We start from the raw sequence: 19313 nt of genomic DNA on the forward strand, positions 1-19313 counted from the left end.
GGTGCCCTTGCATCCTTCGCGAGCAAGCTCGCTCCTACAGGTCCCGGTTCCGACAGAAACATAAAAGCGCCAATGAGGACACGAACATGCAAACCAAACTCTTGATCAACGGCCAACTGGTCAATGGTGAAGGCGCCCCTCAAGCCGTCTTCAACCCGGCCCTGGGTCGTGTGCTGGTGGAAATCAACGAAGCCAGCGAAGCCCAGGTGGATGCCGCCGTGCGGGCTGCCGACAACGCATTCGAAAGCTGGTCGCAGACCTCGCCCAAAGACCGTTCGCTGTTGTTGCTCAAACTGGCCGACGCGATTCAGGCCCACGGTGAGGAACTGGCGAAACTGGAGTCGGACAACTGCGGTAAACCCTTGAGCGCGGTGCTCAATGACGAGATCCCGGCGATTGCCGATGTGTTCCGTTTCTTTGCCGGGGCCAGCCGTTGCATGAGCAGCATGGCAGGTGGCGAATACCTGCCCGGTCACACCTCGATGATCCGTCGCGACCCGGTGGGTGTCATCGCCTCCATCGCGCCGTGGAACTACCCGCTGATGATGGTGGCCTGGAAAATCGCCCCGGCCCTGGCGGCCGGTAACACCGTGGTGCTCAAGCCCTCGGAACAAACCCCCTTGACCGCCCTGCGCCTGGCCGAGTTGGCATCGGAGATTTTCCCGGCCGGTGTACTCAACCTGGTATTCGGTCGTGGGCCTACGGTCGGCAGCCCACTGGTGACTCATCCGAAGGTGCGCATGGTGTCGCTCACCGGTTCCATTGCCACCGGTTCGAACATCATTTCCAGCACCGCCGACAGCGTCAAGCGCATGCACATGGAACTGGGTGGCAAGGCACCGGTGATCATCTTCGACGACGCCGACATCGACGCCGCCGTGGAAGGCATCCGCACCTTCGGTTTCTACAACGCCGGGCAAGACTGCACCGCCGCCTGCCGCATCTATGCCCAGGACGGTATCTACGACAGGTTTGTGGAGAAGCTCGGCGCGGCCGTCAGCAGCATCAAGTACGGCGTGCAGGATGATCCGGCCACCGAGTTGGGCCCGCTGATCACCGCCCAGCATCGTGACCGCGTCGCCGGGTTCGTCGAGCGGGCGATGGCCCAACCGCACATTCGCCTGATCACTGGCGGCAAGGTCGTGGAAGGCAACGGCTTCTTCTTCGAGCCCACGGTGCTGGCCGACGCCCGGCAGGATGACGAGATCGTGCGTCGTGAAGTGTTCGGCCCCGTGGTATCGGTGACCCGCTTCACCGACGAAGCCCAGGTACTGGGCTGGGCCAACGACTCGGACTACGGCCTGGCCTCGTCAGTGTGGACCGCCGATGTCGGTCGCGCCCATCGCCTCTCGGCCCGCTTGCAGTACGGCTGCACCTGGGTCAACACGCACTTCATGCTGGTCAGCGAAATGCCCCATGGCGGTCAGAAACTGTCCGGCTACGGCAAGGACATGTCCATGTACGGGCTGGAGGACTACACCGTCGTCAGGCATGTGATGTTCAAGCACTGACAATATCGCGCGCGGTGTGCTTCGCCAAAGAGCGCTTCGGCGCCGGCCGACTCCGATGGAGGGACAAAGCATTTGGCAATACTTCGCGTGCTCCCTCCAGCCGTTGTGCCGCTAAGGTTGTTCGGAACCAATGCACACGACGATGGTTGACTGAAGTCCTGGTAGAGCCTAGGGTGTATACGTCGTTTACAGCGTATACACCTTCACAGGAGTGCCACCATGGCCTCACCCGTTTTGTCCTTTCGAGTCGAAGAGATCCTTGCCCAGCAACTGGATCAGCTGGCCGCAGCGACCGATCGCGACCGTCAATACCACCTCAAGCGTGCACTGGTGCGTTACGTGGAAGCCGAATCCTGGCATCTGCAAGCCATCGGCGAGGGCATTGCCGATGCCGATGCTGGCAAACTGACTGACCTGGACGCCGTGAAGGCTAAGTGGGCAAACCGTGCCGAGAGTCGCACTGACCGAGAAAGCCGAGAGTGATCTGGATGCCATTCATGAACATTACTGTGGATTGATCGGCTCGAACGCCGCCAGCCATGTCGTGGCAAGTATCCTGGACACCTTCGATCAACTGGAACGGTTCCCGGGCTCGGGTCGTCCGTCCCAGGTACCGGATGTGCGAGAGCTGGTTCTGAACCAGATCCCCTTCGTTGTGCCCTATCGGGTAACACAGGGCCAGGTGCAAGTACTTCGGATACTGCATCAGCGAAGCGAGCGCACTCAGGAGTGGTGACCTACAGACAGCCCTTGGCGCAGGCGAACAACCTCATGCGCCGCGCCGGGACAGCGGGCACCTCTCAAAACCGCGAAACGCTACGCATCGCATCCACCAGACAGCGCATGGCGATCCGGTCGCTCTCTGACAACTCGCGGTAATGCTCGACGAGCTGCAGCTCCTCTGTACTGAGCCAGCGTGCTCTACGCGAGAGGTTCACACCTGAAATGATCCCCGGAAACCCGATGATGCCTTGCGCTTTCGTCATGAACGATGTCCCTCTGCACGTGAAATGAAACTTCAGATACCTCATCGCCCTTCCCCATCGTCAGCGATACCGGCGCTTGCCTGAATGCCGCTGAACGCTCACCCGCCCCAAGGGCAAAAGCCGGTGACGCCCCGAAGAATAGAAACAAAAAAACCTTTGTGGGCTATGTTTAAAGTCATCAGTCAAAAAAAAAAACGTTCATTTCAAACACGACACAGACGGACAGCACCGGCATAGTATTTTGCTGCGCGCTGACGGTTGGCTCGTGGCCTGTGGAAATTTCAAGTGCGGTGCCCGTTAATCCTTTTGCGAGTTATTTCGAACCCTTTAACTTGCGGGACATCCGTTTAAAATCCGACGCGTTTGGCCGAAGGCTTGTCCGAACCTCTATTTCTGATCCGTAACGCAGCCAGGAACGCCGCGGGATCGCCCAAGAAGGTTGTCCTATGCACCGCAGGAATTTGCTCAAGGCCTCCATGGCCATCGCAGCCTACACTGGCCTCTCGGCTACCGGTCTGTTGGCCGCTCGCGCCTGGGCCGGGACGGCCGATGGCGAGGCGCAAGCCTTCGATTTCGAGGCGCTGAAAGCGCAGGCCAAGCAGTTGGCCAGCAGTCGATACCAGGACACCAAGCAAGTGTTGCCACCGACTCTGGCGAGCATGACGCCGCAGAATTTCAATGCCATCCAGTACGACGCCAACCACTCGCTGTGGAATGAGCTGAACGGGCAACTGGACGTGCAGTTCTTCCACGTCGGCATGGGCTTCAAGCAACCGGTACGCATGTACAGCGTTGACCCAAAAACCCGCCTGGCGCGAGAAGTGCATTTCCGTCCATCCCTGTTCAACTACCAGAACTCCAATGTCGACACCGCGCAACTCAAGGGTGACCTGGGTTTTTCCGGTTTCAAACTGTTCAAGGCCCCGGAACTGGATAAACACGACGTGGTGTCATTCCTCGGCGCGAGCTACTTCCGCGCGGTGGATAACACCGGCCAGTACGGCTTGTCGGCCCGCGGCCTGGCCATCGACACCTACGCGAAAAAGCGCGAAGAGTTTCCGGACTTCACCAAGTTCTGGTTCGAAACCCCGGACAAGGACAGCACCCGCTTCGTGGTCTATGCCTTGCTCGACTCACCGAGCGCCACCGGCGCCTACCGCTTTGATATCGATTGCCAGGCCGAACGCGTGGTCATGGACGTCGACGCCCACGTCAATGCGCGCACCGCCATCGAACAACTGGGTATTGCCCCGATGACCAGCATGTTCAGCTGCGGCACCCACGAACGGCGCATGTGCGACACCATCCACCCGCAGATCCACGACTCGGACCGGCTGGCCATGTGGCGTGGCAATGGCGAGTGGATCTGCCGCCCGCTGAACAATCCGGCCACCCTGCAGTTCAATGCGTTCGCCGACAAGGATCCGAAGGGCTTCGGCCTGGTCCAGACCGACCACGAATTCGACAGCTATCAGGACACCGTCGACTGGTACAGCAAGCGCCCGAGCCTGTGGGTCGAACCGACCACCGCCTGGGGTGAAGGCTCCATCGACCTGCTGGAAATCCCGACCACGGGTGAGACCCTGGACAACATCGTGGCCTTCTGGACCCCGAAAAAACCAGTGGCCGCCGGCGACTCCCTGAACTACGGCTACAAACTCTACTGGAGCGCCCTTCCACCGGTGGGCACGCCGTTGGCACGGGTCAATGCGACGCGTTCGGGCATGGGTGGCTTCACCGAAGGCTGGGCGCCGGGCGAGCACTACCCGAAGGTCTGGGCGCGCCGCTTTGCCGTCGACTTCAACGGCGGTGGACTGGATCGCTTGCCGGCGGGCACCGGCATCGAACCGGTGGTCACCGCCTCGAACGGCCAGATCAAGGACTTCAACGTGCTGGTGCTCGATGACATCAAGGGCTATCGGATCACCTTTGACTGGTTCCCGACCAACGACAGCGTGGAGCCGGTTGAGCTGCGGTTGTTCATCCGTACCCATGACCGCACATTGAGCGAGACCTGGCTGTACCAGTACTTCCCGCCGGCACCCGAGAAGCGCACGTATCCGGATTGGCCGGCAGCGTAAGACCGCGACGCCCGCCAGACAAGACAAAGCCCCGGCCAACTGACCGGGGCTTTGTTTTTACCGCTTCATTCAATCGCGCAAATCCGACTCATGAATCGGCTGATCCCGATGGGTTGCCCGTTGATATTGCGACGGCCAGATCGCTTTGTGCCCTCCCAGATCATCGTCGGCATGCAGCGGCCAGTAAGGGTCGCGCAACAGTTCACGGGCAAGCAGGATGATATCGGCCTGACAGGTGCGCAGAATGTGTTCGGCCTGCGCCGGCTCGGTGATCAATCCGACAGTGCCGGTGGCAATCCCGGACTCCTTGCGCACGCGCTCGGCGAAACGTGTCTGATACCCCGGCCCGGTCGGAATCTCGGCATTGACCGCGGTCCCGCCCGACGACACATCGATCAGATCCACCCCCAGTGCTTTCAAGCGTCGCGCCAACTCCACGGTCTCATCCGGGTTCCAGCCATCCTCGACCCAATCGGTCGCCGATACCCGCACAAACAATGGCAACGCCTCGGGCCAGATGGCACGAACCGCCTCGGTCACTTGCAGCACCAGGCGAATACGGTTTTCGAACGAGCCACCGTACTGGTCGCGTCGCTGGTTGCTCAAGGGCGACAGGAACTGATGCAGCAGATAGCCGTGAGCAGCATGCACTTCGACCACTTTGAAACCGGCGACCAGCGCACGCTTGGCGGCGTCGACGAAGGCCTGGATCACCTCGTGGATCTGTGCTTCGCTCAGTTGCGTCGGCGCGGTGTGTTCGGGGTCGAAGGCAATCGGCGACGGGCCGACCGGAATCCAGCCGCCATCGGCCGGTTTGACGCTGCCATGTGTGCCCAGCCATGGCCGGTGAGTGCTGGCCTTGCGTCCGGCGTGCGCCAGTTGGATACCGGCTACCGCGCCCTGGGCGGTGATGAAGCGCGTGATGCGCTGCAGGGGTTCGATCTGCGCGTCGTTCCACAGGCCCAGGTCCTGGGCCGTAATGCGGCCATCGGCGGTAACGGCCGTGGCTTCCGTAAACACCAGGCCGGCTCCGCCCACGGCGCGACTGCCGAGGTGCACCAGGTGCCAGTCATTGGCCAGGCCATCGACACTGGAGTACTGGCACATCGGCGATACCGCGATGCGGTTGAGCAGGGTCAATTGACGCAGGGTGTAGGGTTCAAGCAGCAGACTCATGGGGCACCTCTCGAATCAGTGGGCAGGCTCCAGGGTTCTGTTTGAAAAGTCGACGAGTGACAGAAAAGGATGCGGCACCCGCCCCCGCGGGCAAAAAATGGACGATACGTCACAAGGCCAATCAAGCAGTGTTTAGAGCCTAGTCCACATCGGCGGATGAGGGAGGACTGGATGCTGACGCAGATCGGACGTGGCGAGGAGCACGCTCGCTCGCCACAAAAGCGTTACCGGGGCTCGATGTGGGCAATCATCAACTGGACGGTTTCCTGGCCGCGGAACTCGTTGACGTCGAGCTTGTACGCCAGTTCGACCCAGCGGATGGTCGGGTTTGGCCAGATGTCACGGTCGATACCAAAGGCAATACCGTCAAGCTTCACCGAGCCACATTCGCTTTTGAGTACCACCTTCAGGTGCCGCTCGCCCACCACCCGTTGCTCGACCAGCTGGAACACCCCGTGGAACAGTGGCTCCGGGAAGTGCTGGCCCCAGGGGCCGGCATGGCGCAAGGCACGGGCCAGTTCCAGGTGAAACTCTTCGACGGCCAGGGTGCCGTCAGACAGCAGCCGGCCCGTCAGGTCCTCTTCGCGCATTTGCCGACGCACCTCGGCATCAAACGCTTCGGCGAACAGGGGGAAGTTCTCCTGCGGCAACGTCAGGCCCGCCGCCATGGCGTGGCCGCCGTACTTGCTGATCAGTGTTGGATGCTGGGCCGCCACCACGCTCAGCGCGTCACGGATATGAAAGCCTTGCACCGAGCGCCCCGAGCCCTTGAGCAGGCCGTCACCCGCATCGGCAAAGGCAATGGTCGGACGGAAATAGCGCTCTTTCATGCGCGAGGCGAGGATCCCGATAACCCCCTGGTGCCACTCCGGATCGAACAGGCACAAACCGAACGGCATGGACTCCAGCGGCAGGTCCTTGAGCTGGGCCAGGGCTTCGCGCTGCATGCCCTGCTCAATGGACTTGCGGTCCTGATTCATCCCATCCAGTTGCGCGGCCATGTCACGCGCAGCACCCACATCGTCGGTGAGCAGGCATTCGATGCCCAGGCTCATGTCGTCCAGGCGCCCCGCCGCGTTCAGGCGTGGCCCGAGGATGAACCCAAGGTCAGTGGAGGTGATGCGTGAATGATCGCGCTTGGCTACCTCCAGGATCGCCTTGATCCCCGGCCGGGCACGACCGGCTCGAATCCGTTCCAGGCCCTGATGCACCAGAATGCGGTTATTGGCATCCAGCGGCACCACGTCGGCCACACTGCCCAGCGCCACCAAGTCGAGCAGCTCGCCGATGTTGGGTTGCGGTGTGCTCTCGTACCACCCCAGGCTGCGCAAACGTGCGCGCAAGGCCATCAGTACGTAGAAAATAACCCCGACACCGGCCAATGCCTTGCTCGCGAATCCGCAGCCCGGCTGGTTCGGGTTGACGATGGCATCCGCCAGCGGCAGTTCGTCGCCGGGCAAGTGGTGATCGGTGACCAGCACCTTGAGCCCGGCCTGCTTCGCCGCGGCCACCCCTTCAACGCTGGAAATGCCGTTATCCACAGTGATCAGCAGCTGGGGTTGACGCTGCAAGGCCACCGCGACGATTTCCGGCGTCAAGCCATAGCCGTACTCGAAACGGTTGGGCACCAGATAATCGACGTGGGCAGCCCCCAGCAAGCGCAAACCCAGCAAACCGACCGTGCTGGCCGTAGCACCATCGGCGTCGAAATCGCCAACGATCAGAATCCGCTGGCGTTGTTCCAGGGCCGTCACCAGCAGGTCCACCGCCGCCTCAATGCCCTTGAGCTGCTGGTACGGGATCAAGCGCGCCAGGCTCTTGTCCAGTTCGGTCTCAGACTGCACGCCCCGTGCCGCGTACAGACGGGTCAACAGCGGCGGCAGATCACCGAGAAACGGCAGGGTGGCGGGTAGCTGGCGAGGTTCGATACGCATGGGGTGGCAGGTGCTTCTCTTCAATACGTGGGATAAAACCGGATGACACAACGAGCTGACGGCGAATCAATCAGCCGCGTTCGCCCGCCAACCATTGCAACTGGACTTCGTGCTGACCGCGGTCATCGGTGACGAAAATCGTCCCTTCGCTGATCATCACGTCCCACTTGATGACGCGGGGCATGTCCTTGGCCAGGGTTTCCAGCACTTCCTGGGGAACGGCCGCAATGTTGACGTTCTTCAGGTTCTTGACCGCCGGCACCACTTTGCCTTCCCAGACACGCAGGCTGCCGTAAGCCAGCAGGCTGGTGCGTTCGGTACGACGCGAGCACCAGGTCAGGCGATCGGCGTCTGGCTGGCCGACTTCGATCCAGTGCAGTACACGGTCGTCCAGGCTCTTTTCCCACAGGGCCGGCTCGTCCACTTCCGACAGACCACGACCAAAGGACAGCTGTTCGTTGTACCAGAGGGCGTAGGCCAGCAACCGCACGGTCATGCGTTCTTCGGTTTCCGAAGGGTGGCGGGCAATGGTCTGCTTGACGCTCTCGTACACGCTGCGGTCGAGGTCGGTGAGGTTCAGTTCAAACTTGTAGGTCGTGGACGGCTGGGCCATGAACGGGCTTCTTGATACGAGGAAAGGCGGCAAGTCTAACCGATGCGTGGGCGATGAGGGCCGGGCTATGTTAAAACGCTTCATCGACTCCGTCTTTGTCCTACAGGATCACCCATGCCGCTCACCGCCAAACCGCTTGCCGGCCTGAAAGTCATCGAACTCGGCACCTTGATTGCCGGACCCTTCGCTTCGCGCATTTGCGCCGAGTTCGGCGCCGATGTGACCAAGATCGAGTCCCCGGACGGCGGTGACCCGTTGCGCAAGTGGCGCAAACTCTACGAAGGCACCTCGTTGTGGTGGTTTGTCCAGGCGCGTAACAAGAAGTCCCTCACCCTGAACCTCAAGCACCCGGACGGCCTGGCGATCCTCAAGCAGTTGCTCACTGAAGCCGACATCCTGATCGAAAACTTTCGCCCCGGCGTGCTGGAAAAGCTGGGCCTTGGCTGGGACGTCCTGCACGCGCTGAACCCGAAGCTGGTGATGGTTCGCCTGTCGGGTTTCGGGCAAACCGGACCGATGAAAGACCAGCCGGGGTTTGGCGCAGTCGGTGAGTCCATGGGCGGGTTGCGCTACATCACCGGCTTCGAAGACCGCCCGCCAGTGCGTACCGGGATCTCCATCGGCGACTCGATTGCCGCGCTCTGGGGGGTGATTGGGGCGTTGATGGCCTTGCGTCATCGCGAGGTCAATGGTGGCCAGGGGCAAGTCGTCGACGTGGCACTGTACGAAGCGATCTTTGCCATGATGGAAAGCATGGTGCCGGAGTTCGACGTGTTCGGGTTCATCCGCGAACGCACCGGCAACATCATGCCCGGCATCACGCCCTCCTCCATCCACACCAGCGCCGACGGTAAACACATCCAGATCGGCGCCAACGGCGATGCAATCTTCAAGCGTTTCATGCAGGCCATCGGCCGCGACGACCTGGCCAAGGATCCGGCCCTGTCCAGCAACGATGGCCGTGACAGCCGTCGTGACGAGCTGTATGGGGTCATTGACCGGTGGGTCGGCTCGCTGCCGCTCGATCACGTGATCGAACAGTTGAACCAGGCCGAAGTCCCCGCCAGCCGGATCTTCAGCGCCGAGGACATGTTCAGCGACCCGCAATTTCTCGCCCGGGAAATGTTCCTGCAAGCCAAACTGCCCGATGGCAAGGACTTCAAGATGCCAGGGATCGTGCCCAAGCTGTCGGAAACGCCAGGGACGTGCGAGTGGGTCGGCGCCGAGCTAGGCGAACATAATGCGCAGGTACTGCGCGAGCTTGGCTATGACGCGGCACAGATCGCGCGACTGCGCGAAGACGGGGCTATCTAGCCTGAACAGGGTGTCATCGATCTGCCGGGGCCTGCGGGTGCCGGGCATGGCCGCGCTCCTGGCCTGCCTGCTGGTTTTTTCCGATGCAGTGCACGCCAGGGAGGTACTGACCTGGCTGCTGCGGGACTTACCGCCGCTGACGATTTTCGAAGGCCCCCAGAAAAACCAGGGCGCAATTGACCGGTTCATGCCGCTGTTGATTGCCGGCCTGCCCGAATATGAACAGCGGATCATGCGGGTCAATCGCGCACGTGGCATGCAAATGCTGCTGGAGCCAGGGTTCACCTGCGACCCCTCTCTGCTCTGGAGCCCGGAGCGGGCGCAACGGCTTGCCTTCTCCATCCCGGCTTATCGAATCCGCAGCAACGGCATTGTGATACGCCAACAGGACCGTGGACTACTCGCCCCGTACCTCATCGACAACCAGGTTGACCTGACGCTGTTACTGGCGCGTGAAAACGGCAAGCTCGGCGTGGTCGCCGAGCGCAGTTATGGCCAGGTGGTCGATCGCATCCTGCAACAGGCGCCGAACAACAGCCTGTCATCCCATTACGGCAACGATGCCTTGGGTAGCCTACTGCAAATGCAGCGCCTGGGGCGTTTGTCTGTGTTGCTGGGCTATTGGCCGGAAATCCGCTATCAGGCGCAACAGCAAGGCATATCGCCCGATGAGCTGGAGTTCTACGGGATTCGCGGCACAGACAAATACCAATCGATCCACATTGCATGCTCGGACACCCCGCTGGGTCGTCAGGCCATCCAGGGTATCAACGCGACCCTACGGGAGCTGAGGCAGAACCGGCTGGTGGAATTTTACGCGCAGTGGCTCGACCCGCAGATGCGTGACGAATACCGGGAGGACACCTGGACCTTTTTTCAGGAGCAAACGCCCTGAGCAAATGCCGGACAAAAAGAAACCCCGAGCAGTGGGGAGACAACTCGGGGTTAAACGTGGTCTGCAAGGACCCGTACAACAAGTGACAAGCACCGGAGCACAATGCTTGATCTTGTTGATACGGGGTCTGACTAACGGGATGTCGAGAAGGTTCCCGCAAAAAAACATTCAGCTTCTGACAGCAGGACACCCGTCTTGCGTAGCGGTGCGCGTAGCTGCAATGACGCAGGGCTCCAGTCGCCCTTCGGCGATCAGTACATCACGGTGCAAACCATCGACGACGTCCGTCAGCAAGCGCTTATCGGTGAACTGCACCTGATTGAACTCACGTTCAACCACGATGGCGCCAACGGTACTCCTCAAGGTCACCAGGCATTGGCCGTGGGTCCCCGATGGAGTCAGTGTCACCTGATACGGACTCAGCGCTTCACCCATCAACAGGCTGATTCTTTCCATCTCGATCACCACTCAATAGTCCGCAAACGAAGTGCCTGGTCGCCAGAGCATGCACGGAAAAGATGACAGTAAAAAAACGCCCCCGACGTCAGACAGGCTCATGACACCGAGGTCCGCGGGGAGCCGTCCAGCCCCCCACGACACCTCGCAGCGCACCATCGGCGCCGTAGAACGGAACAGTCCATTGATAGACAATTCTGTTACCGCTCTTGAACATCAATTGGCGTTCGACGAAATGCCCCTTGCGGCTGCTGAGCTGCTCCATGAGCTCGGCGTGCAGCAGGGCGGCGGTCGAGGCCGGCAACACATCGACCTCTGTCAACCGCTTGCCTTGCACCCGGTCAAAACGGGTCGACAGGCGCTCTTCATAACTTTTGTTGCACAGGATCAACCGCCCCTCCAGATCCCGTACAAAAACCGGATCGGGCATGGCATTGATCAAGGCGCTCTGAAAGGCGAACTGGTCGCTGAGCTCCCGTTCGGCGGCGAGTCGTTGCTCGACCTGTTGGCTCAGGCGCCGGTTCCACCTCCATGAAATCAATCCGAACAGGCTGACGAACAGCAGCCCCCAGCCGCCCCACTGGTAAAACCGCTGCCACGGTGATGGCGCCGGGCCAGGGACCAGGCCGTCCAGCCACGTCATCCGGATAGCCCGCAACTCGGCGGGCGGGAACGCTTCAAGGGCCTTGTTGAGGATACTCAACAGTTGCGGCTGGCCCTTGCGCAAGGCCAAGTGGTCTGCCTCCCACTTGCCCTCCAGGCTTGAGCCGATTGCCAGTCGCCCGACCGGGAACAGGTAGGCGCTGTTTGCATTTTCAATGGTTGCGTAGGCTTCGCCACTTTCCACCCATGCGCGGGCTTCTGCGTAGGTCTTGACCGAGTGCAAGCGAATCTGCGGGTAATCACGCCGGATGCCGGCTTCCAGTGCATGTCGGGTCGGCAGCACCAGGACCTTGCCTGAGAGCTCTTCCAGCGAATGGACAGGGTGGGCTCCCGCCTGCGTGACAAACATCCAGCCAGCGCCGCCAAAGGCATGACTGAAGTCGAGGAAGTCCCTGCGCTCGTCGGTTCCGGCCAGCGTGGTGCTCATGTCCGCCCGACCGCTTTCCAGCAACCCCAGCAGATGCTCGGTGGAAAAGGACTCCTCATGAACAAACTGCAGCCCCGTCATCCGTGAAAGGCGCGTGAGGATATCGTTATTCAGACCACTCCATTGACCCTGTTCATCCTTGAACAGGTACACCGGGGACTGCACCGATGCGACGATCACCTGGCGGTTTTCGGCAATCCATTGAAGCTCCCGAGGCGTCAGCACAAAGGGCTTTGGGGCGGCTGAGGTGCCGACGTCCAAGGCACCTGGCTGCCCGGCCAATCCCCATCGACTCAATCCAAGGACAGCCAGTAGCAATGCCCAACACCAGACGGGTTTTAATCCTGTGAAAACCGACATGCCCACTTCCTTCTCAATCACTCACCCGTCCTTGAGGGGCGAAACTTCGATCAGTGTGGCATGCAGAAATGAAGAAGCCCGTCAGGTGACGGGCTTCAAAATGTGACAGATCTTTACCGATCAGAGTGGCTTGCCGCGGTTGCCATGCTGACTGACAAAGGCCTGTACGGCTTTCAGGTCATTTGGCAGAACGGTGCAGCGCTCATCCCGCTCGAACAAATCAGAAAGATGAGCAGGCAGTTCAAGCGCTTTTCCTACGCCGGCTTTTTCGACCGCTTCCGGGAACTTGACCGGATGGGCCGTGCCCAGAACCACCATTGGAATATCCAGGCTGCGTCGGCACTCACGGGCTGCCTTGACGCCGATGGCGGTGTGCGGATCCAGCAGCTCGCCCGTCTGGGCGAAGACTTCAGCGATGGTTTCGCACGTTTGCGCATCGTCCACGGCCAGGGAATCGAAGAGTTTGCGCGCCTCGGTCCAGCGCTCCTGTTCGACGCTGAAACCACCACCTTGCTTGAAGGTGTCCATCAAGCCCGCAATCGCTGCACCATTACGACCATGCAGGTCGAACAGCAGGCGCTCGAAGTTCGACGACACCATGATATCCATGGACGGCGACAGCGTGGCGTGCAGGGTTTCCTTGACGTACTGGTTGCCGCTCATGAAGCGATGCAGGATGTCATTGCGGTTGGTGGCGACGATCAACTGGTTGATCGGCAGCCCCATGTTGCGTGCCAGGTAGCCGGCGAAAATATCGCCGAAGTTGCCGGTCGGTACCGAGAATGACACCGAACGCGCCGGGCCACCAAGCTGCAGGGCGGCATGGAAGTAGTAAACGATCTGGGCCATGATCCGCGCCCAGTTGATCGAGTTCACCGCCACCAGACGCGTGCCTTTGAGGAAGCTCTGGTCGGCGAAGCTGGCCTTGACCATTTCCTGGCAGTCATCGAAGTTGCCTTCGATGGCGATGTTGTGGATGTTGTCGCCGAACAGTGTGGTCATCTGCCGGCGCTGCACTTCCGAGACACGGTTGTGCGGGTGCAGGATAAAGATATCGACGTTATCGCAGTGTTTGCAGCCCTCGATGGCCGCCGAGCCGGTATCACCCGAGGTAGCCCCCACGATGACCACACGCTCGCCGCGTTTTTCCAGCACGTAGTCAAGCAGGCGACCGAGCAGTTGCAGGGCAAAGTCCTTGAATGCCAGGGTCGGGCCGTGGAACAGCTCCAACACCCATTCATTGCCGTTCAGCTGGCGCAGCGGTGCTACCGCGTTATGGGAGAAGGCACCGTAGGTGGCTTCCAGAATCTTTTTGAAGTCGGCATCCGGAATACTGCCGGCAACAAACGGGCGCATCACCCGGAAAGCCAGCTCGTGATACGGCAAGCCCGCCCAGGAAGCGATTTCCTCCTGGGTGAAGCGTGGCAGGTTTTCCGGCACGTACAGGCCGCCGTCGCTGGCCAGGCCAGCCAACAATACGTCTTCGAAATTCAGGGCCGGTGCCTGGCCGCGGGTACTGATATAGCGCATAAGATCAAACCTTCGGTTTGGGCTTCAAGCTGCAAGCTGCAAGCTGCACGTCAAAAGCGATTGGCCTTTGTTTGCAGTTTGCGGCTTGTAGCTTGCCGCTGTGTTGATTGCTTTTACTTGCAGCTTGGAGCTAGACGCTGCAGCGGCTTCAGTTCAAATGCTCGACGCGGATCCGTACGACCGGGCCGACCACGTCTTGCAAGGCTTCCAGGGCGGCGATCGCATCATTCATGTGCTGTTCCAGCACACGATGCGTCAGCAGGATCATAGGCACCAGACCGTCGTGTTCTTCGACTTCCTTTTGCATGATCGATTCGATGTTGATGCCACGCTCCGACAGGATGCTCGCCACCTGGGCCAGTACGCCTGGATGGTCCTTGGCCTGGATACGCAGGTAGTAGGCACTCTCGCAGGCTTCGATCGGCAGGATCGGGTGAGCCGACAGCGAATCCGGCTGGAAGGCCAGGTGCGGCACACGGTTCTCCGGGTCGCTGGTCATGGCGCGAACCACGTCCACCAGGTCGGCAATCACCGACGAAGCGGTCGGTTCCATGCCGGCACCGGCACCGTAGAACAGGGTCGAACCGGCCGCATCGCCGTTGACCATCACCGCGTTCATCACACCGTTGACGTTGGCGATCAGGCGATCGGCCGGGATCAGGGTCGGGTGTACACGCAGCTCGATGCCACTGGCGGTGCTGCGAGCCACGCCCAGGTGCTTGATGCGATAGCCCAGGGCTTCGGCGTAGTTCACGTCAGCGGTGGTCAGCTTGGTGATGCCTTCGGTGTAAGCCTTGTCGAATTGCAGCGGAATACCAAAGGCAATGGACGCCAGGATGGTCAGCTTGTGCGCGGCATCGATGCCTTCGACGTCGAAGGTAGGATCGGCTTCGGCATAACCCAGGGCCTGGGCTTCGGCGAGCACGTCTTCAAAGGTACGGCCCTTCTCACGCATTTCGGTGAGGATGAAGTTGCCGGTGCCGTTGATGATGCCGGCGACCCAGTTGATGCGGTTGGCCGACAGGCCTTCACGAATCGCCTTGATCACTGGAATGCCACCGGCTACTGCCGCTTCGAACGCCACGATCACGCCCTTCTCGCGCGCCTTGGCGAAAATTTCATTACCGTGAACGGCAATCAATGCCTTGTTCGCGGTGACCACATGCTTGCCATTCTCGATGGCCTTGAGTACCAGCTCGCGGGCAACGGTGTAGCCGCCCATCAGCTCTATGACGATGTCGATCTCAGGGTTCGTGGCCACTTCGAAGACATCGTTGGTAATCGCAATACCGGTCGTTTGGAACTGAGGCTTTGGCGTGCGCATGGCAATTTGTGCCACTTCGATTCCACGCCCGGCACGACGAGCAATTTCCTCGGCGTTGCGCTGAAGTACGTTGAAGGTACCGCCACCGACGGTCCCTAACCCACAGATGCCTACTTTGACCGGTTTCACTGTGAACTCCCCATAAAACGGCCGACTCAAGGTCGGCCGTGGAAAACAGCCACACGGTGTGCGGCTCTCTATTAATGGAACGCCGACGTCTGTCGTCGCACCATGATCGTCAAAGGCTTACCGTGACGACACAGGATTATTTCGCACCCAACGCCAGTTTGGCGATTTGTGGTGCTGGCTGGTAGCCCGGAATCACCTGGCCATCGGCCAAAACGATGGCCGGTGTACCGTTCACACCGATAGACTGACCCAGGGCGAACTGTTTGGAAACCGGGTTGGCGCATTTCGCAGCCTTGATTTCCTTGCCTTCCACCATCTTGTCCATGGCGGCTTTCTTGTCAGCGGAGCACCAGACGGCCTGCAGCTGTTCGTCGCCCGGCGAGCCAAGGCCCTGGCGCGGGAATGCAACATAACGCACTTCGACGCCCATTTTGTTCAAGGCCGGCACTTCAGCGTGCAATTTGTGGCAATAAGGGCACGTCGTATCGGTGAACACGGTGATGTGCGTCTTGGTTTCACCGATAGCCGGGTAAACCACGGTTTCAGCAACCGGAATGCCATTGATCAGCTTGGCGATACCCAGGCGTTCGGTTTTCTCGGTCAGGTTGACCGGCTTGCCGTCCTTGAGCTGGAACAGGTAGCCCTGAACAATGTACTGACCATCAGCGCTGGCGTACAGGACACGACTGCCCTTGAGTTTGACTTCGTAGAGACCGGCCAGCGGGCTGGCGGTGATGGATTCGATCGGCGTGTCGAGCGCGAGGCTTTCCAGGCTTTTACGAATGGCTTTGTCGGCCGCATCATCGGCGACGGCAAAGGTGCTGACCAACGCAATGATTGCGGCGGCGAATATCTGGGTCAGACGCATGAGAACTCCTGAAGGCGGACAAATGGGTCGGTTAGAACGCCCGTACCGGGACACCGGGTCATAACCGTCCATCGTGCAAACCGGCAAAGCCTATCACATAAGGCCAGCGTGGCCGACTGTGGCTGACGTAAGACATTGTGGCAGGCACAGACCTCTGTGGGAGCAAGCCGGGCAGCGTTCCGCTTGTTCGCCCCCACAAAAAGCAGGCCTCGGACTGATCAGCCGCGAGGGTGATGCCTGGCATGCAGGTCCTGCAGGCGTGCCCGGGCAACGTGGGTATAGATCTGCGTGGTCGACAGGTCGCTGTGGCCAAGCAACATCTGCACCACCCGCAGGTCGGCGCCATGGTTGAGCAAATGGGTGGCGAAGGCATGGCGCAAAGTATGGGGCGACAGGGATTTGCCGATGCCGGCAACCTGGGCCTGGTGCTTGATGCGATGCCAAAACGTCTGCCGGGTCATCTGCTCACCGCGAAGGCTGGGGAACAGCACATCACTGGGACGCCCGCCAAGCATTTCGCCACGACCATCGCGCAGGTAGCGTTCGACCCAGACTATCGCTTCCTCCCCCATCGGCACCAGGCGCTCCTTGCTGCCCTTGCCCATCACCCGCAGCACGCCCTGGCGCAGGTTGACCTGCTCCAGCGTCAGACTGACCAACTCGGTGACGCGCAAGCCACAGGCATACAGGACCTCCAGCATGGCGCGGTCGCGCTGACCGATCGCTTCGCTCAAGTCAGGTGCCGCCAGCAAGGCCTCCACATCGGCTTCGGACAACGACTTGGGCAGCGGCCTGCCCAGCTGTGGCATGTCGACCTGTAATGTCGGGTCCACCATGATCAGCTTTTCGCGCAACAGATAACGATAGAATCCACGCACTCCGGAAAGAAATCGAGCCGTGGACCGGGGTTTGTAGTGCTGTTCGAGGCGCCAGGCCAGGTGATCGAGAATCAACTCGCGACCCGCGTTGGGCAGTTCAATCCCCTGCTCCTGAAGCCAGCCGTTGAACAGTGATAAATCACTGCGATAGGCATCCCGGGTGTTATCGGAAAGTCCCTTTTCCAACCACAAGGCGTCGAGAAACTGGTCTATCAATGGGTGTTCGATGGCGGGCATGGGTACTCAAGACACGCAGGCCAGGGCTGCGCGCAAAAAAGAATGAACGATAAAAAACCACCGCTAGTCTTTCATAGCCGGCGAACTCAAGGAACAGGGAGCATCAATGAACGAGCAGCAAATTCTATTGGCCTTCGGTGGCATCGGCGCGGCGGCGCTAGGCTGCCAATGGCTGGCTTGGCGCCTGAAACTGCCGGCCATCCTGTTTCTGCTGCTCAGTGGCATTCTGGCAGGCCCGGTGCTGGGCTGGCTGGATCCGCAGGAGATGTTCGGTCCCTTGCTGATGCCACTGGTTTCACTGGCGGTGGCGCTGATTCTGTTCGAAGGCAGCCTGACACTGCATCTGTCGCAGTGGCGTGAAATCGGCAGCGTCGTGCACCGCCTGGTGACCCTTGGCGCACTGTCGACCTGGGTCGTGATCGCCGTCGCCACCCACTGGTTGCTGGGTTTCGACTGGCTGCTGGCCATTCTGTTCGGCAGCCTGACCCTGGTTACCGGCCCCACCGTGATCGTGCCGATGCTGCGCGTGGTGCGCCCCAACGCCTCGATTGCCAACATCCTGCGCTGGGAGGGCATTGTCATCGACCCGATTGGCGCGCTGCTCGCCGTGGTGGTCTACAGCTTCATCATCGCCAGCGGTGCAGGCCAAGGCCTCCAGCAAAGCCTGTTGACGTTCGGCGGAGTCATTCTATGTGGCAGCCTGTTCGGGATCGCCGGTGGCTGGGCGCTGGGCACCGTCATCCGTCGGCAATGGTTGCCGGAATACCTGCACAACCTGGCGGCGCTCGCAGCGGTACTGGGGATATTCATTGCCGCGAATGAAACGATGAGTGAGTCAGGCTTGCTGGCGGTGACCTTGATGGGCATGTGGCTGGCCAACATGAAGGGTGTGGACGTACGGCATATCCTGCACTTCAAGGAAAACCTCAGCGTGCTGCTGATTTCGGGGCTGTTCATTCTGCTGGCGGCGCGCCTGGACCTTTACGCCATGATCACCCTCGGGCCGTTCGTGCTGATCCTGCTGCTGGTGATTCAGTTTATCGCCCGACCGTTGAACGTTGTGCTATCGACCTTTGGCTCAAACCTGAACTGGCGCGAGCGCGCCCTGCTGGCCTGGATTGCCCCTCGGGGGATTGTCGCGGCGGCCGTATCGGCGATCTTTGCCATCCGCCTGCATGAAGCCGGCCATCAAGGGGCCCTGCTGCTGGTTCCCCTGACCTTTGCCGTGATCATTGGCACGGTGGTGCTGCAAAGCGCCACTGCCCGCCCGCTCGCCCGCTTGCTCAAAGTCGCCGAGCCTGCTCCGAGCGGCTTCCTGATCGTGGGCGCCAACAGTCCTTCGCGAACCCTCGGCAAAGCGTTGCAACAATTGGGGTGTCGCGTGCTGCTGACCGACTCGAGCTGGGAAAACATTCGCGCGGCACGCATGGAAGGTTTGCCTACTTACTTCGGTAACCCGGCCTCGCAACACGCCGATGCCCACCTGGACCTGGTCGGCCTCGGTCATCTGCTGGCGCTGTCCCCCTCGGGGGAACTGAACACGCTGGCGTCCATGCGTTTTCGCCATGAGTTCGGCCATCAGCGCATGTTCTCCCTGGCCAGCGGCCAGGAAAGCCGGCGCACCGACAAGCACCGGGCCAGTCACGAACATCGCGGGCAACTGCTGGGCAGTCAGGTGCTGACGTACACCAAGCTGGCCAGCCTGCTCGGCCAGGGCGCCGAACTCTACACCACCCAACTGACAGACGGCTTTGGCTGGGCGGACTACCAGGCGCTGCATGGCGATCGCGCCACACTGCTGTTCGCCCGCGACACCGCTGGCTGGGTGCATGTGGTGACACCCGACAGCCTGCTCAAACCGGCAGCCGGCTGGACACTGGTGGCCTTGATCCAACCCGAGACTAGCAACGCCTGACCGATTGCCGCGTGGT

The 19313-nt window shown here is 60.7% G+C and carries 17 protein-coding genes; 7 read left to right on the forward strand and 10 right to left on the reverse strand.

Going from position 1 to position 19313, the window contains the following annotated elements; translation table 11 throughout:
* Positions 1 to 86 precede the first annotated feature (86 nt).
* The 3 genes from CKW29_RS18825 (at position 87) to CKW29_RS18835 (ending at position 2247) form a co-directional block, all read left to right on the forward strand.
* Positions 87 to 1511, forward strand: coding sequence for a gamma-aminobutyraldehyde dehydrogenase (locus CKW29_RS18825; protein WP_095146479.1), 1425 nt, complete (start codon positions 87 to 89; stop codon positions 1509 to 1511).
* 219 nt (positions 1512 to 1730) lie between these two features.
* Positions 1731 to 1994 (forward strand): CopG family ribbon-helix-helix protein, encoded by a 264-nt coding sequence (locus CKW29_RS18830; protein ID WP_095146478.1) that lies wholly within the window; start codon positions 1731 to 1733, stop codon positions 1992 to 1994.
* Positions 1957 to 2247, forward strand: a complete 291-nt coding sequence (locus CKW29_RS18835) for a type II toxin-antitoxin system RelE/ParE family toxin (protein ID WP_095146477.1) — start codon at positions 1957 to 1959, stop codon at positions 2245 to 2247. Before CKW29_RS18830 ends, CKW29_RS18835 begins: the two co-directional genes overlap by 38 nt.
* Before the next feature lie 64 nt (positions 2248 to 2311).
* Here CKW29_RS18835 and CKW29_RS18840 read toward each other — a convergent pair whose 3' ends face one another.
* Positions 2312 to 2497, reverse strand: coding sequence for a hypothetical protein (locus CKW29_RS18840; protein ID WP_095146558.1), 186 nt, complete (start codon positions 2495 to 2497; stop codon positions 2312 to 2314).
* Between the two features lie 446 nt (positions 2498 to 2943).
* Here CKW29_RS18840 and CKW29_RS18845 point away from each other — a divergent pair, with 446 nt between their 5' ends.
* On the forward strand, positions 2944 to 4578 hold the full coding sequence (locus CKW29_RS18845; protein ID WP_095148930.1) for a glucan biosynthesis protein D: 1635 nt from the start codon (positions 2944 to 2946) through the stop codon (positions 4576 to 4578).
* 69 nt (positions 4579 to 4647) lie between these two features.
* Here CKW29_RS18845 and CKW29_RS18850 read toward each other — a convergent pair whose 3' ends face one another.
* From CKW29_RS18850 to CKW29_RS18860, 3 genes are all read right to left on the reverse strand, one after another.
* Complete coding sequence (locus CKW29_RS18850; protein WP_095146475.1) at positions 4648 to 5754, reverse strand: NADH:flavin oxidoreductase/NADH oxidase; 1107 nt, start codon at positions 5752 to 5754, stop codon at positions 4648 to 4650.
* A 224-nt stretch (positions 5755 to 5978) separates the two neighbouring features.
* Positions 5979 to 7688 (reverse strand): single-stranded-DNA-specific exonuclease RecJ, encoded by a 1710-nt coding sequence (recJ, locus tag CKW29_RS18855; protein ID WP_095148931.1) that lies wholly within the window; start codon positions 7686 to 7688, stop codon positions 5979 to 5981.
* Between the two features lie 70 nt (positions 7689 to 7758).
* The gene (locus CKW29_RS18860; RefSeq protein WP_054593842.1) at positions 7759 to 8301 is read right to left on the reverse strand and encodes a YaeQ family protein; all 543 of its coding nucleotides are present in this window, start codon (positions 8299 to 8301) and stop codon (positions 7759 to 7761) included.
* Between the two features lie 114 nt (positions 8302 to 8415).
* On the opposite strand from CKW29_RS18860, the gene CKW29_RS18865 reads away from it, so the two are divergent.
* Both CKW29_RS18865 and CKW29_RS18870 read left to right on the forward strand, forming a co-directional pair.
* A complete protein-coding gene (locus CKW29_RS18865) occupies positions 8416 to 9615 on the forward strand; it encodes a CaiB/BaiF CoA-transferase family protein (protein ID WP_095146473.1) in 1200 nt (399 codons plus the stop codon).
* On the forward strand, positions 9569 to 10510 hold the full coding sequence (locus CKW29_RS18870; RefSeq protein ID WP_095146472.1) for a TIGR02285 family protein: 942 nt from the start codon (positions 9569 to 9571) through the stop codon (positions 10508 to 10510). Before CKW29_RS18865 ends, CKW29_RS18870 begins: the two co-directional genes overlap by 47 nt.
* 168 nt (positions 10511 to 10678) lie before the next feature.
* On the opposite strand, the gene CKW29_RS18875 is transcribed toward CKW29_RS18870, so the two are convergent.
* The 6 genes from CKW29_RS18875 to xerD form a co-directional block, all read right to left on the reverse strand.
* Positions 10679 to 10966 (reverse strand): DUF3509 domain-containing protein, encoded by a 288-nt coding sequence (locus CKW29_RS18875; protein WP_095146471.1) that lies wholly within the window; start codon positions 10964 to 10966, stop codon positions 10679 to 10681.
* Between the two features lie 88 nt (positions 10967 to 11054).
* A complete protein-coding gene (locus CKW29_RS18880; RefSeq protein ID WP_095146470.1) occupies positions 11055 to 12416 on the reverse strand; it encodes a transporter substrate-binding domain-containing protein in 1362 nt (453 codons plus the stop codon).
* 120 nt (positions 12417 to 12536) lie between these two features.
* The gene (gene thrC / locus CKW29_RS18885) at positions 12537 to 13946 is read right to left on the reverse strand and encodes a threonine synthase (RefSeq protein ID WP_095146469.1); all 1410 of its coding nucleotides are present in this window, start codon (positions 13944 to 13946) and stop codon (positions 12537 to 12539) included.
* A gap of 148 nt (positions 13947 to 14094) precedes the next feature.
* Positions 14095 to 15399 (reverse strand): homoserine dehydrogenase, encoded by a 1305-nt coding sequence (locus CKW29_RS18890; protein WP_095146468.1) that lies wholly within the window; start codon positions 15397 to 15399, stop codon positions 14095 to 14097.
* A gap of 136 nt (positions 15400 to 15535) precedes the next feature.
* On the reverse strand, positions 15536 to 16267 hold the full coding sequence (locus CKW29_RS18895) for a DsbC family protein (RefSeq protein ID WP_095077586.1): 732 nt from the start codon (positions 16265 to 16267) through the stop codon (positions 15536 to 15538).
* A 218-nt stretch (positions 16268 to 16485) separates the two neighbouring features.
* Positions 16486 to 17382 carry a site-specific tyrosine recombinase XerD gene (xerD, locus tag CKW29_RS18900; protein ID WP_095146467.1) on the reverse strand — a complete coding sequence of 299 codons (897 nt, stop codon included), beginning with the start codon at positions 17380 to 17382 and terminating at the stop codon, positions 16486 to 16488.
* Between the two features lie 106 nt (positions 17383 to 17488).
* On the opposite strand from xerD, the gene CKW29_RS18905 reads away from it, so the two are divergent.
* Entirely contained in the window at positions 17489 to 19297 is a 1809-nt protein-coding gene (locus tag CKW29_RS18905) for a sodium:proton antiporter (RefSeq protein ID WP_095148932.1), read from the forward strand.
* Positions 19298 to 19313 lie beyond the last annotated feature (16 nt).

The organism is Pseudomonas sp. Irchel s3a18 (genome assembly GCF_900187535.1).
Taxonomy (GTDB): Bacteria; Pseudomonadota; Gammaproteobacteria; order Pseudomonadales; family Pseudomonadaceae; genus Aquipseudomonas.

What these genes read in the sequence shown, in the direction of transcription:
- CKW29_RS18825 (WP_095146479.1), top strand. Translation starts at nt 87, where the DNA reads ATGCAAACCAAACTCTTGATCAACGGCCAACTGGTCAATGGTGAAGGC.
- CKW29_RS18830 (WP_095146478.1), top strand. Translation starts at nt 1,731, where the DNA reads ATGGCCTCACCCGTTTTGTCCTTTCGAGTCGAAGAGATCCTTGCCCAG.
- CKW29_RS18840 (WP_095146558.1), bottom strand. Translation starts at nt 2,497, where the DNA reads ATGACGAAAGCGCAAGGCATCATCGGGTTTCCGGGGATCATTTCAGGT.
- CKW29_RS18845 (WP_095148930.1), top strand. Translation starts at nt 2,944, where the DNA reads ATGCACCGCAGGAATTTGCTCAAGGCCTCCATGGCCATCGCAGCCTAC.
- CKW29_RS18850 (WP_095146475.1), bottom strand. Translation starts at nt 5,754, where the DNA reads ATGAGTCTGCTGCTTGAACCCTACACCCTGCGTCAATTGACCCTGCTC.
- recJ (WP_095148931.1), bottom strand. Translation starts at nt 7,688, where the DNA reads ATGCGTATCGAACCTCGCCAGCTACCCGCCACCCTGCCGTTTCTCGGT.
- CKW29_RS18860 (WP_054593842.1), bottom strand. Translation starts at nt 8,301, where the DNA reads ATGGCCCAGCCGTCCACGACCTACAAGTTTGAACTGAACCTCACCGAC.
- CKW29_RS18865 (WP_095146473.1), top strand. Translation starts at nt 8,416, where the DNA reads ATGCCGCTCACCGCCAAACCGCTTGCCGGCCTGAAAGTCATCGAACTC.
- CKW29_RS18870 (WP_095146472.1), top strand. Translation starts at nt 9,569, where the DNA reads ATGACGCGGCACAGATCGCGCGACTGCGCGAAGACGGGGCTATCTAGC.
- CKW29_RS18875 (WP_095146471.1), bottom strand. Translation starts at nt 10,966, where the DNA reads ATGGAAAGAATCAGCCTGTTGATGGGTGAAGCGCTGAGTCCGTATCAG.
- CKW29_RS18880 (WP_095146470.1), bottom strand. Translation starts at nt 12,416, where the DNA reads ATGTCGGTTTTCACAGGATTAAAACCCGTCTGGTGTTGGGCATTGCTA.
- thrC (WP_095146469.1), bottom strand. Translation starts at nt 13,946, where the DNA reads ATGCGCTATATCAGTACCCGCGGCCAGGCACCGGCCCTGAATTTCGAA.
- CKW29_RS18895 (WP_095077586.1), bottom strand. Translation starts at nt 16,267, where the DNA reads ATGCGTCTGACCCAGATATTCGCCGCCGCAATCATTGCGTTGGTCAGC.
- xerD (WP_095146467.1), bottom strand. Translation starts at nt 17,382, where the DNA reads ATGCCCGCCATCGAACACCCATTGATAGACCAGTTTCTCGACGCCTTG.
- CKW29_RS18905 (WP_095148932.1), top strand. Translation starts at nt 17,489, where the DNA reads ATGAACGAGCAGCAAATTCTATTGGCCTTCGGTGGCATCGGCGCGGCG.